This window comes from Proteus genomosp. 4 str. ATCC 51469 (assembly GCF_003144375.1).
GTDB lineage: Bacteria > Pseudomonadota > Gammaproteobacteria > Enterobacterales > Enterobacteriaceae > Proteus.
Genome location: NZ_PENV01000007.1, coordinates 36,562 through 51,972 on the forward strand (window position 1 = coordinate 36,562; position 15,411 = coordinate 51,972).

At 35.2% G+C, this 15,411-nt stretch carries 13 protein-coding genes; 8 read left to right on the top strand and 5 right to left on the bottom strand.

Features of this window, described 5'->3' with window-relative positions:
- Positions 1-2: 2 nt before the first annotated feature.
- Genes DK866_RS08570 through DK866_RS08590 form a run of 5 tightly spaced genes read left to right on the top strand, consistent with a single transcriptional unit; the run spans position 3 to position 3,423 of the window.
- Positions 3-737, top strand: coding sequence for a fimbria/pilus periplasmic chaperone (locus DK866_RS08570; RefSeq protein WP_109408552.1), 735 nt, complete (start codon positions 3-5; stop codon positions 735-737).
- Between the two features lie 15 nt (positions 738-752).
- Complete coding sequence (locus tag DK866_RS08575) at positions 753-1,241, top strand: hypothetical protein (protein WP_109408553.1); 489 nt, start codon at positions 753-755, stop codon at positions 1,239-1,241.
- Complete coding sequence (locus DK866_RS08580) at positions 1,234-1,761, top strand: fimbrial protein (protein ID WP_109408554.1); 528 nt, start codon at positions 1,234-1,236, stop codon at positions 1,759-1,761. The genes DK866_RS08575 and DK866_RS08580 overlap by 8 nt, the downstream gene beginning before the upstream one ends.
- Positions 1,762-1,770: 9 nt before the next feature.
- The gene (locus DK866_RS08585) at positions 1,771-2,286 is read left to right on the top strand and encodes a fimbrial protein (RefSeq protein ID WP_109408555.1); all 516 of its coding nucleotides are present in this window, start codon (positions 1,771-1,773) and stop codon (positions 2,284-2,286) included.
- Positions 2,287-2,295: 9 nt separating this feature from the next.
- Positions 2,296-3,423 (top strand): hypothetical protein, encoded by a 1,128-nt coding sequence (locus tag DK866_RS08590; protein WP_109408556.1) that lies wholly within the window; start codon positions 2,296-2,298, stop codon positions 3,421-3,423.
- A gap of 90 nt (positions 3,424-3,513) precedes the next feature.
- Here the strand turns inward: DK866_RS08590 and DK866_RS08595 are convergent, their stop codons facing one another.
- The 5 genes from DK866_RS08595 to DK866_RS08615 all read right to left on the bottom strand — a co-directional run bounded on the left by DK866_RS08595 (position 3,514) and on the right by DK866_RS08615 (position 10,875).
- Positions 3,514-4,575 carry a fimbrial protein gene (locus tag DK866_RS08595; RefSeq protein WP_244179675.1) on the bottom strand — a complete coding sequence of 354 codons (1,062 nt, stop codon included), beginning with the start codon at positions 4,573-4,575 and terminating at the stop codon, positions 3,514-3,516.
- 9 nt (positions 4,576-4,584) lie between these two features.
- The gene (locus DK866_RS08600; RefSeq protein ID WP_244179676.1) at positions 4,585-7,095 is read right to left on the bottom strand and encodes a fimbria/pilus outer membrane usher protein; all 2,511 of its coding nucleotides are present in this window, start codon (positions 7,093-7,095) and stop codon (positions 4,585-4,587) included.
- Between the two features lie 18 nt (positions 7,096-7,113).
- Complete coding sequence (locus tag DK866_RS08605) at positions 7,114-7,794, bottom strand: fimbrial biogenesis chaperone (protein ID WP_109408558.1); 681 nt, start codon at positions 7,792-7,794, stop codon at positions 7,114-7,116.
- A gap of 58 nt (positions 7,795-7,852) precedes the next feature.
- A complete protein-coding gene (locus tag DK866_RS08610; protein ID WP_109408559.1) occupies positions 7,853-8,425 on the bottom strand; it encodes a fimbrial protein in 573 nt (190 codons plus the stop codon).
- Positions 8,426-9,072: 647 nt separating this feature from the next.
- A complete protein-coding gene (locus DK866_RS08615; RefSeq protein WP_109408560.1) occupies positions 9,073-10,875 on the bottom strand; it encodes a sigma-54 interaction domain-containing protein in 1,803 nt (600 codons plus the stop codon).
- Between the two features lie 364 nt (positions 10,876-11,239).
- Between DK866_RS08615 and dpaL the strand changes: the two genes are divergently transcribed.
- The 3 genes from dpaL to DK866_RS08630 all read left to right on the top strand — a co-directional run bounded on the left by dpaL (position 11,240) and on the right by DK866_RS08630 (position 15,333).
- A complete protein-coding gene (gene dpaL / locus DK866_RS08620; RefSeq protein WP_109408561.1) occupies positions 11,240-12,457 on the top strand; it encodes a diaminopropionate ammonia-lyase in 1,218 nt (405 codons plus the stop codon).
- Between the two features lie 31 nt (positions 12,458-12,488).
- Positions 12,489-13,673 carry a YgeY family selenium metabolism-linked hydrolase gene (locus DK866_RS08625; RefSeq protein ID WP_109408562.1) on the top strand — a complete coding sequence of 395 codons (1,185 nt, stop codon included), beginning with the start codon at positions 12,489-12,491 and terminating at the stop codon, positions 13,671-13,673.
- 73 nt (positions 13,674-13,746) lie between these two features.
- Positions 13,747-15,333, top strand: coding sequence for an N-acyl-D-amino-acid deacylase family protein (locus DK866_RS08630; RefSeq protein ID WP_109408563.1), 1,587 nt, complete (start codon positions 13,747-13,749; stop codon positions 15,331-15,333).
- The last annotated feature ends 78 nt before the right edge of the window (positions 15,334-15,411 follow it).

Genomic DNA, 15,411 nt, shown 5'->3' on the forward strand with positions numbered 1-15,411 from the left:
AAATGAAAAAAGAATTTAATAAAACTGTTATTTCCACTCTTTTCATCTCATTAATGGGGATCTCTAGTGTTGCTCAAAGTGCAGTAACACTAGATAGAACGAGAGTGATTTTTCCTGGAACTGAAAAATCGATTAACATTACTATTCGTAATGATAATCCAACACTTCCTTATTTAGCACAAACATGGATTGATGATGCTAATGAGAAAAAATTAACAACAGGACCATTAATTGCGACGCCACCGATCCAGCGTCTAGATCCTAAATCATCAAGTATCGTACAAATTAGTACGACACCTTCTATCGCATCATTACCAAAAGATAGAGAGACTGTTTTTTACTATAACTTACGTGAAGTTCCACCTAAATCTGAAGAAGCGAACGTTTTACAAATTGCATTACAAAGTCGAGTAAAACTGTTTTATCGTCCAGCAGAAATTCTGTCACAAGCAGACAGCATGTGGTTCCATAATGTGACATTAACACCGTCAGCGAAAGGGTATACCGTGAATAACGTGACACCTTTTTATTTAACTGTGATTGGATTGGCTTCAACACAAAAAGCATCTGAAACAGGTGCCTTTAGCGTTGTGATGATCCCTCCTAAATCCGATCATGAATTCGCTGTATCTAAAACGAATGTTCCCTATATGACCATTATTAATGATTACGGCGGAAAACCGACGCTGCAATTTAAGTGTGAACAAGCTAAATGCACAGTAGCAAAAGAAATGTAACATAAGGAATAGAATATGAATTCCCAGAAATTTCGTTATCTAAAAAATAGCTGTTTATCTATGATAATTTTATTATCTGGGAGTTATGCCTATGCCAAAATAATTACTATTGAAACAAAACCTTTATTAAATTCTACTGAGACGATAGAAAGCGCATATAATAATAAAAGCAGTGGTTATATTTATGTCACTGCTAATCTTGTCAGTTCGCCTTGTGATTTTATTGACTACAAAATAAAAAGTTATCGTCCAAAAAATAAATTTCTAAGTTATGACGCTTTTTTAATTACAGCGAATTTATCTGAATGTGGTATGGGTAATTCTTTTTCTCCACAGACTGTTAAAAATATGACGGCACCGACACCGATTAATTTATCTTTTATTGAGTATGATCGTGTTTTATCAAAGCATAAATTTTCATTACAAAATGGTAGAAATGCATTGCAATTTGAAGCGCGAGAATTAGGTGCTCATAGCTATCTGATGGAGATATATTATGAATAAATTGATTTATCTACTATTGCCATTATGTAGCCTCTCCACTTATAGCTATGCAGGTGGTTCATTAGATATTTCTTTTATGGGAAATCTAGTTTCTACAGGATGTAAGCTCCCTGAATCACCTTATAACTTAGAGGTTCAGCTTAATAAAATTAGTAGTAAATATCTTTATGAATACGGACGTTCTCAACCTGTCGATTTTTCTATACCGATTGTTGATTGTTATGTGAGTGATTTAAATAAAACAATTTCAATAAAATTAAATAGTAATACTCTTGTAACAGATAAAGGTACTAGCTATTTAAAAACAGAAGGTGGCTCTAATGTTTTATTAGGTCTACTGGATAACAATGATACAGTCATTAAATTTAATGAAAAAATTGATATGGCTCGTGTTTTAGTGACAGGTCAAAATGAGCAAAATTTATTGAATTTTAAGGTTTATGCACGTCCACCTGTTACAGGGGATTTAAAAGAAGGTGCATTTTCATCGACCATTACATTTAATATTGATTATCAATAGGAGGCGATAATGAAAAAAATAATACTAGCGCTAACTATTGGCTTATTATATGTACCTATTTCATCAGCTGAAATCCATATTACAGTTAATGCGACACTAATTAATCCTGCATGTACAGTGACGGATGCTAAAGGAGCCAAAGAGCTATTTATTGATTTTCAAAATGTGGATGTTAACGCAATAGTAAAAACACCACCAAAAACCTTTGATGTATTAATTAAAGATTGTAACTTAAATAAAATGATGAATTTATATCTTTCTCCTAAAGATAATGGTTATTTTTCTTACAATGGTATTGATGTATTAGCCACAACAACAGATCAATTAGGGATTGAATTTTCTGATATTACCAGTGGTAAACGTAAAATTAATGTTCAGCGTTATGAACGTATTACACCAATTCTTAGTAGCAGTAATTCAGGGAAAATATCACTAAGCACTCAGTTAGTATCAAATCGATCTGGCACACAGCTTAAAATGGGACCTTTTACAGCTAATGTTTCGTTATTAGTTGATTATAATTAGGGGAATGGTATGAAATATTATTTACATATTATAAGAAAATATAACTCAATAAATTTTACTTTACTTTTAATGCTTTGTATTTTTTCGAAATCTAGCTATTCAGCGGATGGGTATGTATATGCGGCTCGTTCTTTATCTCCTTCATATGGTTATAATGTTGACCTAAGTCAAAGGGCATCAATATCTAAAAATCCAACTATTGCCTCCAATGGGACTTATTTTTATAAAGTGGGGCAAACCTTTTTAATACCTGAGAATAAAAAGGATGGTAATGGTGTTACAAAAGTAGGTACAGTTAAATGTGATGGTGGTGTAGTTTCTATTAATCTTCCAAATGCTAAAACAGGTAGTTATAAACCATTTCACCGTGTTTTTATGTATGTACCACAAGCTCCATTTACTATTAATGGTATGAAAACATATCAACTAAGTTATAATACTTTTATTACAGTAAAAGTCTCGTTGAATATGGATTATGATTGGGTTCAATCTTCAGGGCCGTATTGTGATAAACCTACAGAAAAAGATAGACCAATGAGGGATTTTTATAAACATCTTCCTATTGAAATAGATGTTTATATTAAAAAGAAAAATATAGATGGAGTAACAGTTATTCCATCTATCGATTTTGCTGGATATACGAGGGCGTTTGGTAATTTAAAAGATATAAATGACACTAGAAGATTATTACCAGGGTTTATGTCTATTGATCAAGTTACTGCGCCAATGAGATTAATTGGTGGTACCATTATTTCTTCAGCAGAATGTCAAACAGATGTTGGAGGAAACTTAATTATTAATCACGGTGTATTAAATGCTGAAAAGTATGAAAGCCGAATTGTTAGACCAATTAATTTCTCTTGTGATCACGTTATTCCAACCCCTGTTGAATTTGAACTATTTTATACCAAAGATGGTGATCCTCAACAACGTTTACCTTTAAAAGTCGATGGTACAAATAGAACTATCTATAGCAAAATTCAAATGATTGATGCTGAGACAGGTAATCGAGGACAAAAATTTACTTCTAGAGTTGGACAATATAAGCAGATCCAAATAGAAAGTATTTTAAAAGGAACAAATGCTAGTGGAGGTAATTATAGTGGTACAGCCGTATTAATAGCTGCTTATCCTTAATTCTTTCTTATTTATTAAAAAAACGCTATTAAATTTAATAGCGTTTTTTTTTGTTTAAAGATAGTGGGTTATTTAATTATCAAAGACTTTTTAATTAAACTCTAATACAAAGTTTGCAGAGGCACTAAGTTTACCGGGTTTTATCTCATCACCATAACGATAATATTCAGCTTTTAATGGAACACTATTGATCCCACTGGTTAAATCAGTCAGTTTTACAAACTGATTATTAATTAATACCGTATTATCATTTAAAGGGGATGAAACCACAAAGCCTATGCCTTTGGCATTATTCCTATCACCTTCATTATCGGGTTTGATAATCGTTTTTTGTCTATCATAACTGGTGGTGTTGTGTGCCATCAGTTTAATTTTAGCAGAGCTGTTACCTGTACAGTTTATTCTGAGATGATCTTCTACATACTGATTATCGCGAGGAAAACCGATGTCAGAAAATGCGGTAATAGGCATTTTAGGCAAATTCATTTCAAGATTAGTATTTTCTGCACTACAAGATGTTGGTGCACTAATAATATTTACCGATAGACGATAACTAAAACCAACCGCTGTTGTGCCACCACCTGAATTAAACCGATTAATTAATATAGAGCCAATATATTGAGTTGTAAAACGGTGTGATTTAGGATTATCTTTAGTAGAGTAAACAATTACTGTGGCGTCTCTGGTATTAAGTTTAGGTGCATTAACTGGGATTTCTTGTCCAGGTTGGCTTCTAAATGCAAGACCAGATTGGTTTTCGATTAGAACATAAGCATAATCGTCTAAGCCTACTGTAGGGCCATTGCGTACAACATAATATGCGGGCCTACCATCAATATCTCCATAATATGTTGGCATTACACCACTTGCCTCGCTATATGTTGCATAAGCATAAAACTCAGCACCATCTGGGCAATCCGCAACAGCAACATCAGAGCCATCACGTTTAAATGTAAAACGCGCCACCTCTTGATTTTTTTTGACCATTCCTTTTAGTTCAATTGTGCCACCTCTGGCATCCATTGTGCCGTGTTTAATACCGCCGTTATTAACACAATCTGGTGCCGCATGGCTGTAAAATGAGAGAGAAGATAAACTAAGAATAAAAATTAGAAATAATAATTTATTCATCTTATTTTTTAAATTAGTCATTTTATTTCCTTATTTACACTCAGTATCTAAAATATATAAACCATTAACTGGCGCTTTATTATTAATGTCATAAGTTGCGTGACAGGTTTTCTGCTCACCGTGAATAGTCCATGAAACTTGAATGTTGCCTTGTGGTTTATTGGCAACAAAATAGAGTTGATGGAAGCTTGCTACTAATTGTGTATCATCATTATCAATCACGGCTTTAGCGCCCATTGGAATGGTACTTTTATCCGGTGTTTGTAATGTCAGTAGGAATTTAAATCCTTTTTTAGCATCAAAGTCAGCTAACACTAATGCGCCCTTGGTCGGAATAATATTACTAATAATATTATTTGAAATTTCAGTGTTACTCGGGATCGAATTAGTATTCACGCTAATGCTGTTTTTTTGATAAGGAGACATGCCGGAAACAACCGCTAATCCACTATTGTTTGTTTTGATGGATTGGCCATTAACCACTTCTACACCAGAGGTATCCTTGGTCAATATTAATGCGTTTGTCTGTTGTAATGAGGGCGTAAATACCGCGCCATATTGTGTTGCGACTAATGCTCCACTAATGCCGTAATTAATATTTTGTTTATCTTCTGTGTATGAATACCCTGCATTAACGACAGCATTTTGTGCTTTATAAGAGCCATTTAAACCACCACTATAATTAACACCTTTATTGCCATATCCTTGGTAAACATCCCAATTGGCTTGGTTTTTGTCACCATAGGTTCCGCTTAGACGTGCAGTTTGTAAGACTTGGTTATCATTATTAGTCGAAATACCGTAATTAGCCCAAATGTAGTTTTCATTCCATGAAAATGGAATACTAACATTCATACTTAAATCATGACTGTTTTTATTTTTATCGTTATAGCGACTGCCATCGTAATAAGTGTAATAAACGCTATAGTTAACTTTATTTATAGAGCTATTAATACCTGCATTATAAGAGCGAACAGTTTTACCATCGACATACTTATAAATAACAGAGTTTAAATTAATTGAAGCGCTATTAGAAAATAAAGGCTGATTAATGGAGAATGTATATTCATTTTTTAATCCATTATTGGGATTATATTTTGTGTCCTTGTGTTCCATTGCTTGGGTAAAATTAAGAAAGTTGGCATCGAAATGACGATAGCCGACTAACGAAAGCGTTGTATCTGTAACTGATATATTTTTAGAATAATTTACTCTAACGGCATTACCATGTAATGCATCATTGCCATGATTAGTGGAAGATTGGGCGTAGAGTAAATCGGTCGTGATTGCACCATAGCTACCTAAATTTACGCCTGTACCGACACCAACAGATTGATATTTTTCACCAATAAGTACACCACCATAAAGGGTAACATAATCGGTTAAACCATAGAAAGCTTCGGTTTGGACAACATAAGCACCATCACCGCTATTGTTACCGTCATATTTACCAGTCGAAAAGCTATATTTTATTTCGCCTTTTCGTTCAAGATTGGCAATAGAAGAAAAGGGGACTATGAAATTTTTCTCAGAACCATCAGCTTCAGTAACGCTAACATGTAAATCTCCACCACTGTTCATCGGATAATAATCAGTGATATTAAAAGGCCCCGCAGGTACACTGCGTTTATAAATAACTTGGCCATTTTGGGTAATAGTAACTATAGATTCTGAATTGGCAATACCAGAAACACTCGGTGCATAAGTTCTATTTTGTGTCGGTGTCATTAATCTATCAGTAACTAATTTAATACCTCTAAATTTTACTGAATCAAACAGTTGTGAAGAAGAATAAAGATCACCAATCATTAATTCACTATTAATACTGGTGATTGCTCTAGAAATCACATTACTTAGCGTATTCCATTTTTTATCGCCATTCTCATTCTTTGTCCAGGTTGAATAGTTATTAAAGCGCCAAGGCCCTAAGTTAACTTGGGTTTGAATATTGCCATAATAACTGTCTGTTGTATTACCATGACTACGGCTATTGAATGAAGATAAGGCATAGTTAACTAATAATGCAGGAATACCTGAATCCCAATTCTTTATTTCATTTTCTTTTAATCTGTCTTCGTTAACATATAACTGTGGTATTGTTAAAATATATTTTTTTCTATTTAAATCAAGATAGCCACTGGCATTGTTAATATCGTTGAGATTAATAAAATCATTATTTTTGTTTTTATTAATCACATCATGAGGGAGATCAATACCCGCGTTATACCATTCTTCAGCGGAAAGACGAGGTGCTAATATTTTATTACCATTCTCATCTTCCATGAGAATAAAATCAAAATCACGAGTTAATACGCGATTTTCATTCACAAAAAGTGTTACGGTATAACGATCGGGAGCAATACTGTTTTCTCTAAAGACATTAAGATCTTCATTGGTAACTTGCTGTGTACTTCCTTCAATATTTAATAGATTAGCAGGATAATAATCGTTTGCAGATGTATTAAAAGAAGCGAATAAAACGCCAACAATAAATAAATTGAGTGGCGATTTATTTAAATAATTATCCATTGTCTTTTTCATATTGAATAATATCTCTTATTATAATGAGAATTCCACTGGAAGGCTTTTTCCAAAATCATCGATATAAAATAATTCTATTTTCTTATTGTTCGAAAGTGTTTTACCTACATTAATTGTTGTTTCTGATTTTGGTAAAAGAAAACTAGGTGTGTTTTCAATCTCTTTACCATCGATTATTAGCTTTCCAATATTAATAAAATAAGGTGATTTATTGGATACTACGAGGTTTTCATTTTTAATATTCCAATTTAATGCTTTGATTTCTTTATTAATATTTGCATTTTTAAGAGATTGAGGTCTGTAGATTAATTTAATTCTATTAGTCATAGAATAGCGAAGTACATTCTCTAAGTTCTCATTACTTGGTGCGACAAATTTAACATTGATCCAATACATAGATTCAATATCATTAGGTAAGGTGGTATTTTTAGTAACTTGTAATGTGTTTTTTTGTTGAGCCATTAATTTAATTAATGGTGGTGTAATAACAAAATCTTGTGTAAGTTTTCCATTAAGATCTTCGACCCAAGATTGTAATAAATAATTAGTATTCTTATCGCTATTAAATGCAACAAATCCTTCATTATTATTACTTTCATTGTAAACAACTCGTGTTGTTTCTAAACCAAATCCAGCAAAGCTAGATGTGATTGAACTAAATATTAAGCCTAATCCTAACAGCGTTTTTTTTAATATCATTGATAAGCACCTCTTTAATTGAGGCAGGCTAATATAATAATTAACCTGCATTTATTTATTATTGATAAGTCAAAGTATAATTTAATGTTGCATCAGCACGACCAGCTTCAACGTCATTATCTGTGCTGACATATTTGGCAATAAAAGATAATGTTTTAGATTTAAGATCGCCATTATCTTTAATTTCATATTCTTCAGTAAGATTAATATAGTAAGGATCATCTAAATCATCATGATCATAAATATGAATACCGACATTTTTTGCGGTGTTAGGATCATTAGGATTATCTAATGCTAAAATTCGATTAGAACTACTATCTGTTTTACCCTCTAGTTTTAATTTAACTTTACCTTGAGGTGGACAGTTAATTAAAGAGATATCTAATTGACCATTACCGCCAGTTCCGCCCACTTCGCTACCGGCACCGTCAAATTCACTGGTAGCATAGCGCCCCATATTGACGTTACCGTCAGAACCAGTGCCATTAATATCAATGGTGCAAGTTGATGCGTAAATTAAACCAGTAAAAGAAATTTGTCCTGTTTGCTCTTCAGCAGAAACTGTTGCACTTGCCGTTATTGCTGAGATAACGAAAGCCATTGGAAGTAGTTTTTTTGTTAAAATAGGCATTATTGACCTCTAGTGATTGATATAAATAGTGTTTAATAAGTCATATTAAGTGCTATTTACTCTAAGATTAGTTTGCCCTTATTGCTCATAAGTTAACTAAAAGCACCAGTAGATATAAGCAATTCAAAAAGATGGTTCTAATAGAAATATAACCTTAGATAAAATAGCTTTTAGTATTAATCATAAAATTCACAATCAACTCTTATTACTTTGCTTTTTATAATTAATACTAATTCTAGATGTAGAAAATAACTTCAATTTTTGTACAGGTGGATTCTATGTAGTTTATTTAATTATGTCTCATGTACAGTGTTACAAAGTTTTCTTATGTAATTTAGAAAAAACATTAATAAGATAATAAAAATAAAATTATTTATTCTTATTTTTCATATGGTTGATTTTTTATGTGATGTAAGGAAGAAAGAGAGATAGTTTAAATTTACTTTATGGAAAATATATTTTGTTACAAATAGCATTAATATTAAAATATCATGATGACAATACTTTATAAAAGATAGTCATTAAAAGAAGAGTTTCTAATAATCTAGATAGAATAATTAGTAGAAATAATTCTTATTAAAGCTTTCATTTTTATTTAAATCTTTTGATTAAATTAAAAATATTTAAAATTTCATCTTAAATACTTTTTATCGTATTTTCATTTTCCTATATAAAGTGGCAATGCTTATTCCTAAGATTTCTGCCGCTTTCTTTTTTCCTTCCAATGTTGTTCCCGTTTTTTCTAATATGCTCATAATGGTTTGATACTCTGATGTTAAGCTTTTAGTTTTGAGAAGTTCTTGTGTGTTTAAAGATTGAGTTTGATGTTCGTGGGGGGGATTAGTTTTGGTATAGACACGACTAAAATTTTCTTTTTCTAAAATATCACCATGAGAAGCCTCTAACAGGTAAGGCGGAAGGTGGCTGAGATTTAAATCGACGGTATCGCCTTGCATAACATACATATATTCAATCACATTGCGTAACTCGCGAATATTACCCGGCCAATCATAGGAATATAAGTAGTTAATAACAACGTTGGGGATCTTCGTGGAGGGCCTTTGATAGGTTAAAGCCAGATCATCAGCAAAAAATTGTGCTAGCTCTGCAATATCTTCTCTGTGATCACGTAATGCTGGTGTATGGATCGGAACAACATTGAGACGATAAAATAGATCTTCACGAAATTGGCCTTTATTTACCATTTCACGCAGATCTTTGTTTGTGGCGGCAATAATACGCACATCAATATTAATTAGATTATTAGAGCCAACACGGGTAATGCTTTTTTCTTGAAGTACACGCAAAAGTTTGGCTTGTAAATGCAAAGGCATATCACCAATTTCATCAAGAAATAGGCTACCACCATGAGCTAATTCAAATTTACCAATACGTCCTTTTGGATCAGCACCACTAAAGGCGCCACGTACGTAACCAAAAAGCTCGCTTTCTAAGAGTTGTTCAGGAATGGCCGCACAGTTAATAGTAATAAAAGGCTGCTTTGTGCGTAGGCTTTGTTGATGAATAGTATAAGCAACCACTTCTTTACCTGAGCCACTTTCTCCTGTGATAAGCACACTAGCATGACTTACGGCAACTTTACTTAACATACTTTTTAAGTGAAGCATGTTTTGTGAGTTGCCAATTAAAGGAGAGTGGGGATTTTCATCAACGGAAAAGGTATTTACCTGCGTCATATAATCACGAGCATCATGAAAGATAACCATGGTAAGTTGGTCATTATCAACCGATGAAAAGGTGATTTTTTTACACAGAACGTGATAGCGTTGCTGGTTTAATATCAGCCACGCTTCTTCATCACCATAAAGGATATCGCCCGTCATATCGATATCAAGAGACTGACCAATAAGCTCACAATCAAAAAAACGCAAAGCAGAAAGATTGGCGTGCCAAATTTTACCTTGGCTATCAATAGCAATTACGCCTCTATCCATCACATCAATTAAATTTCGGAAAGTGCCAAATCGCTCTTGTTCACGAAGCCTTTCAAGGCATTCAAAAATACGGCTTGAGATCATTTCTGAAAACTGTTCGATAAAGGTGATAAAAGCTTGTTTCTGCTTCATCAAAAACATTTTCTGTTCTCGGTTAGAACAGATAATTCCGATTACACCAATAACTTGGTTATTCAGAAAAATAGGGGCATTAAGATCGAGCTCTTCAGTGCAGGTTAAGCGATTTTGACAGAGTTGGCAGAGGCTATTTTCTTTCGGATCTTCAATCAAAATAGTCTTTTGTACTTGCAGCACATGGCGATAAATATGCCCATTATTGGAGACATCTTGATTAAGCATATAACGGTAACGCCCTGTACCTGCAATACGAATTAAATTGTTATCAATAATTTCAACATCAGTGCCAGTGATCCCCGCAATGGCATCAGTATATTTGCTGATTTCATCTTGCAGTGTACTAAGTAATGAGTGCATCACATTCTTACCTTAAAATTATCATTATTGATAATAAATTATCATCATCTATTTTTGATGTTTTATTTAGTTGTTATTTATCAATTAGTTGCTTTTATTTTGTATAAAGCTCACACAGTTTCTTATTATTGATAATTTATCAGCTAAATAAAACCGTCTAGATCACAGCTTTTCTGTCTCAGGAATTTTCCTCCTTAATCACTAAAACAATAAATATATTTAAAATCAATTAATTATGTTTTTAGTAGATGCTTTTTGAGTGAGTTGGCATACATATTGCGATATAGGGAATAACCCTATGTATTCCGATTAATCGCGATATTGGGTTATCGCGAATTTTAAAGTGTGATTAAGAGGTAATTCCATGCAGGAGCAATTGCAGTACCTGATTAACCAAAGTTCATTTACGCGAAAACCAACCGCTGAGCTTGTCCCTTTTTATTATGACGAGTTAGCTAAAGCGTTAGATTTTCACCGAACTATTCCAGGATACGCACCTACACCGTTATTTCATTTACCCCAATTAGCTAAAACTTTTGGGGTTGGTGAATTATATCTCAAAGATGAATCTTTCCGTTTTGGTTTAAAGGCGTTTAAAGCGTTAGGTGGTGCTTACGCGATGGCACGCCATATTGCTGATTTCCTCGAAATGGACATAAGTGAATTACCTTATGAGGTAATGATCAGTGATGAGATCAGGAAAAAGTTAAATGGCGTAACTTTTGCGACAACCACTGACGGGAATCATGGACGTGGTGTTGCTTGGATGGCAAGACAGTTAAAGCAAAAAGCAGTGGTCTATATGCCAAAAGGATCATCACAAGAGCGTTTGGATGCCATTTTACGAGAAGGTGCAGTCGCTGAAATCGTTGATATGAACTATGACGATGCAGTGAGAATGACGGCGGAAATGGCTGAAAAATATGGCTGGATCGTGGTTCAAGATACTGCATGGGATGGCTATGAAGAGATCCCTCTATGGATCATGCAAGGCTATGGCACTTTAATGCTGGAATCTATCGCGCAATTACATGAAGTACCACCGACGCATATTTTTGTGCAAGCCGGCGTGGGCTCTTTTGCGGGTATGGTGCAAGGCATGGTAACCGCTGCTTATGGCAAACAAGCCCCGAAAGTGATTGTGGCAGAAGCATGTATTGCCGACTGTTTATATCAATCTGCCGTATCAGGAAAAGCGGATGCCATTCCTGTTGGCGGAGATTTGCAAACCGTTATGGCGGGGCTTGCTTGTGGTGAAGCGAATAGTATTGGTTGGAATTTATTACGCGATTATTCAGCGGCATTTTTCTCTTGCCCTGATGCCGTCGCAACTAGGGGAATGCGGATTTTAGGAAACCCTTTACCCGGTGATCCGCACATCATTTCTGGTGAATCTGGCGCTGTGACAACAGGGTTGCTCTCTATTTTAATGCAATCACCGGTTTATCAAAGCGTGAAAGAAGAGCTGGGATTAGATGAAAATGCAAGAGTGCTTGTGATCAGCACTGAAGGTGACACAGATCCTGAGCGTTATCGCGATATCGTGTGGGATGGTGAGTTGCCTAGCTTCAAACAATTTTAAAAAACAAATAAGTCTTTTGGAGTGAAAAAGTATGTTATCAGCAAACCGATTTGATGAAGTTATTAAGAATTGCCAATTATTAATCCAACAAAAAAGCTATTCAGGTGAAGAAGGTAACGTTGTTAAAGTCATAGAAGAGATGATGAAAAGCTATGATTTTGACGATATTCATATTGATAAATACGGCAATATTATTGGTGGAATTATAGGCCAACACCCAGGAAAAACCCTTATTTTTGATGGTCATATCGACACTGTACCGGTAAGTGAGCATGATTGGAAAGAAAAACCTTATGGTGCAGAAATAAAAGACGGCAAGATTTATGGTCGTGGTACTAGTGATATGAAAGGTGCCGTGGCTGCAATGATTTCAGCAATTGGTTTTTATGGCCAAGATAATCAGCGCAATTTTGCTGGCCGTATTTATGTCTCTTGTATTGTGCATGAAGAATGCTTTGAAGGTGTGGCAGCAAGACTGGTTTCAGAGCGCTATAAACCCGATTACGTGGTGATTGGTGAAGCCTCAGAATTAAACCTGAAAATAGGTCAACGAGGTCGAGCCGAAATTGTTGTTGAAACCTTCGGTAAGCCAGCACACTCCGCTAATCCAGATGCGGGGATCAATTCTGTTTATAAAATGGCAAAACTGATCGAGAAGATCAGAACCTTAACGCCACCAGTTCATCCGATATTAGGAAAAGGGATCTTAGAACTGACGGATATAAAATCCTCACCTTATCCTGGTGCTTCGGTTGTACCCGAATATTGTCGAGCCACTTATGATCGCCGTTTGTTAGTAGGTGAAACTAAAGAACAAGTACTCGCACCATTACAAAAAGCAATTGACGAACTGGCTAATCAAGATGCTGATTTTAAAGCTAAAGTCTCTTATGCCTATGGTACTGAAAAATGTTACACCGGTGCCATTATTGAAGGTGAACGTTTCTTCCCAGGTTGGGTATTAGAAGAGAGTGATCCTTATGTACAAAGCGTTTTAACAGGGCTACATGAGTCGGGCTTTAAACCTACTGTTACACAATACTCTTTCTGTACTAATGGCAGTCATTACGCGGGTGAAGCCGGCATTAAAACTATTGGTTTTGGTCCATCTCGCGAAAATTTGGCGCACACCATTGATGAGTATATCGAAATTGAACAACTAAAAGGTGCAGCAAGCGGTTACTACAGCATTATGAACAGCCTTTATCACCTTTAATTCTTACTAAAATAAATCCTTACTAGAAGAGTATCTGGCGAAATAGCCAGATGCTCTTTGGAGAAATAACAGAATGAAAACAATATTTAAAAATGCCACTGTTATTGATGGAACAGGGGCAAGTGCATTTCAAGCTGATGTCGTGGTTAATGAAGGCAAAATAATAAAAATCGGTCAGTGTGATGCAAAAACAAATGATCAAATAATTGATGCTACTGGAAAGATAGTCTGCCCTGGTTTTATTGATACGCATACTCACTCTGATCTTTCTGCACTACTTAATCCCGCATTATCGGCAAAGATCCGTCAAGGGATCACCACGGAATTGTTAGGGCAAGATGGTGTCGCGTTAGCACCATTGCCAGAACAGTATATTTCTGCATGGCGTAAGAATATTGCAGGATTAGATGGAGATTCTGACAGTATTGATTGGCATTTTAAAAATACTGAAGGTTACTTAGGGATGTTGGAAGCTAGAGGCTCAGCAACTAATCTCGCTTACCTTGTGCCTCATGGCAATATCAGAATGGAAGCAATGGGATTAGAGGGTAATCCCTCTACTCGTGAAGATGTCGCCAAAATGTGCGAGATCTTAGAGCGTGAATTAAAAGCTGGGGCATTTGGTTTATCAACAGGATTGATTTATATGCCTTGCGCCTTTGGCGATACCGCAGAAATGATTGAACTTTGTAAGGTTACCGCGAAGCACAATGGTATTTTTGTGGTTCACCAGCGTAGTGAAGCTGACGATATTATTCAGTCTACTCAAGAGCTTATTGATATCGCTAAAGCATCGGGTGTTTGGTTGCATATCTCTCATATGAAAGTGTGTGGTAAGAAAAACTGGGGATTAATCGATGAAATGCTCGGTATGTTAGAGCAAGCCCAAAAAGAGGGTATTCGTATCTCTTTTGACCAATATCCGTATGTGGCAGGCAGTACCATGCTTGGGGTGATTTTACCGCCTTGGGTTCACGCAGGAGGTACAGAGAAATTATTAGAACGCTTAGCTTCTCCTGAACTGCGTAAAAAGATGATTGAAGATATCGAAAAAGGCATTCCAGGTTGGGATAACTTTATTGATTTCGCAGGATTAGAAAATATTTATGTCACTAGCTCTAAAACAGAAAAAAACCAAGATGCTGTTGGGCTTAGCCTTGTCGAGCTAGGCAAATTGAGAGGTAAAGATCCCTATAACGCAACCTTTGACCTGCTATATGAAGAAGAAAATGCGGTAGGAATGGTGGATTTTTACGGTACAGAAGAGCACGTTATCAAATTCTTATGTCGTCCTGAACAAAACGTCTGTACTGATGGATTAATGGGCGCAGGGAAACCTCATCCCCGTGTATTTGGTGCTTTCCCTCGTGTTTTAGGGAAATACGTCAGAGAAGAAAAATGCCTTACTTGGGAACAAGCTATCCGCAAAATGACCGGTAAACCAGCGGAAGTCCTTAGATTAACCGACAGAGGTTTAATTAAAGAAGGGTATGCGGCAGACATTGTGATGTTTGATCCTGAAACCATTATTGATAAAGGCACGTTTGTTGAACCAAACCAATACCCAGAAGGGATTGATTTGGTGATGGTCAATGGGCGTATTGCTTTAATTAATGGAGTCGAAAGTTACGCCTGTAGCGGTCATGTTTTAAGAGCATAACAACACAATAGCACTCTTAAACGTTAAATCTTATCTCTGTTTATCACGGTTGTTTTTCAACCGTGATGGTTTCCCCTT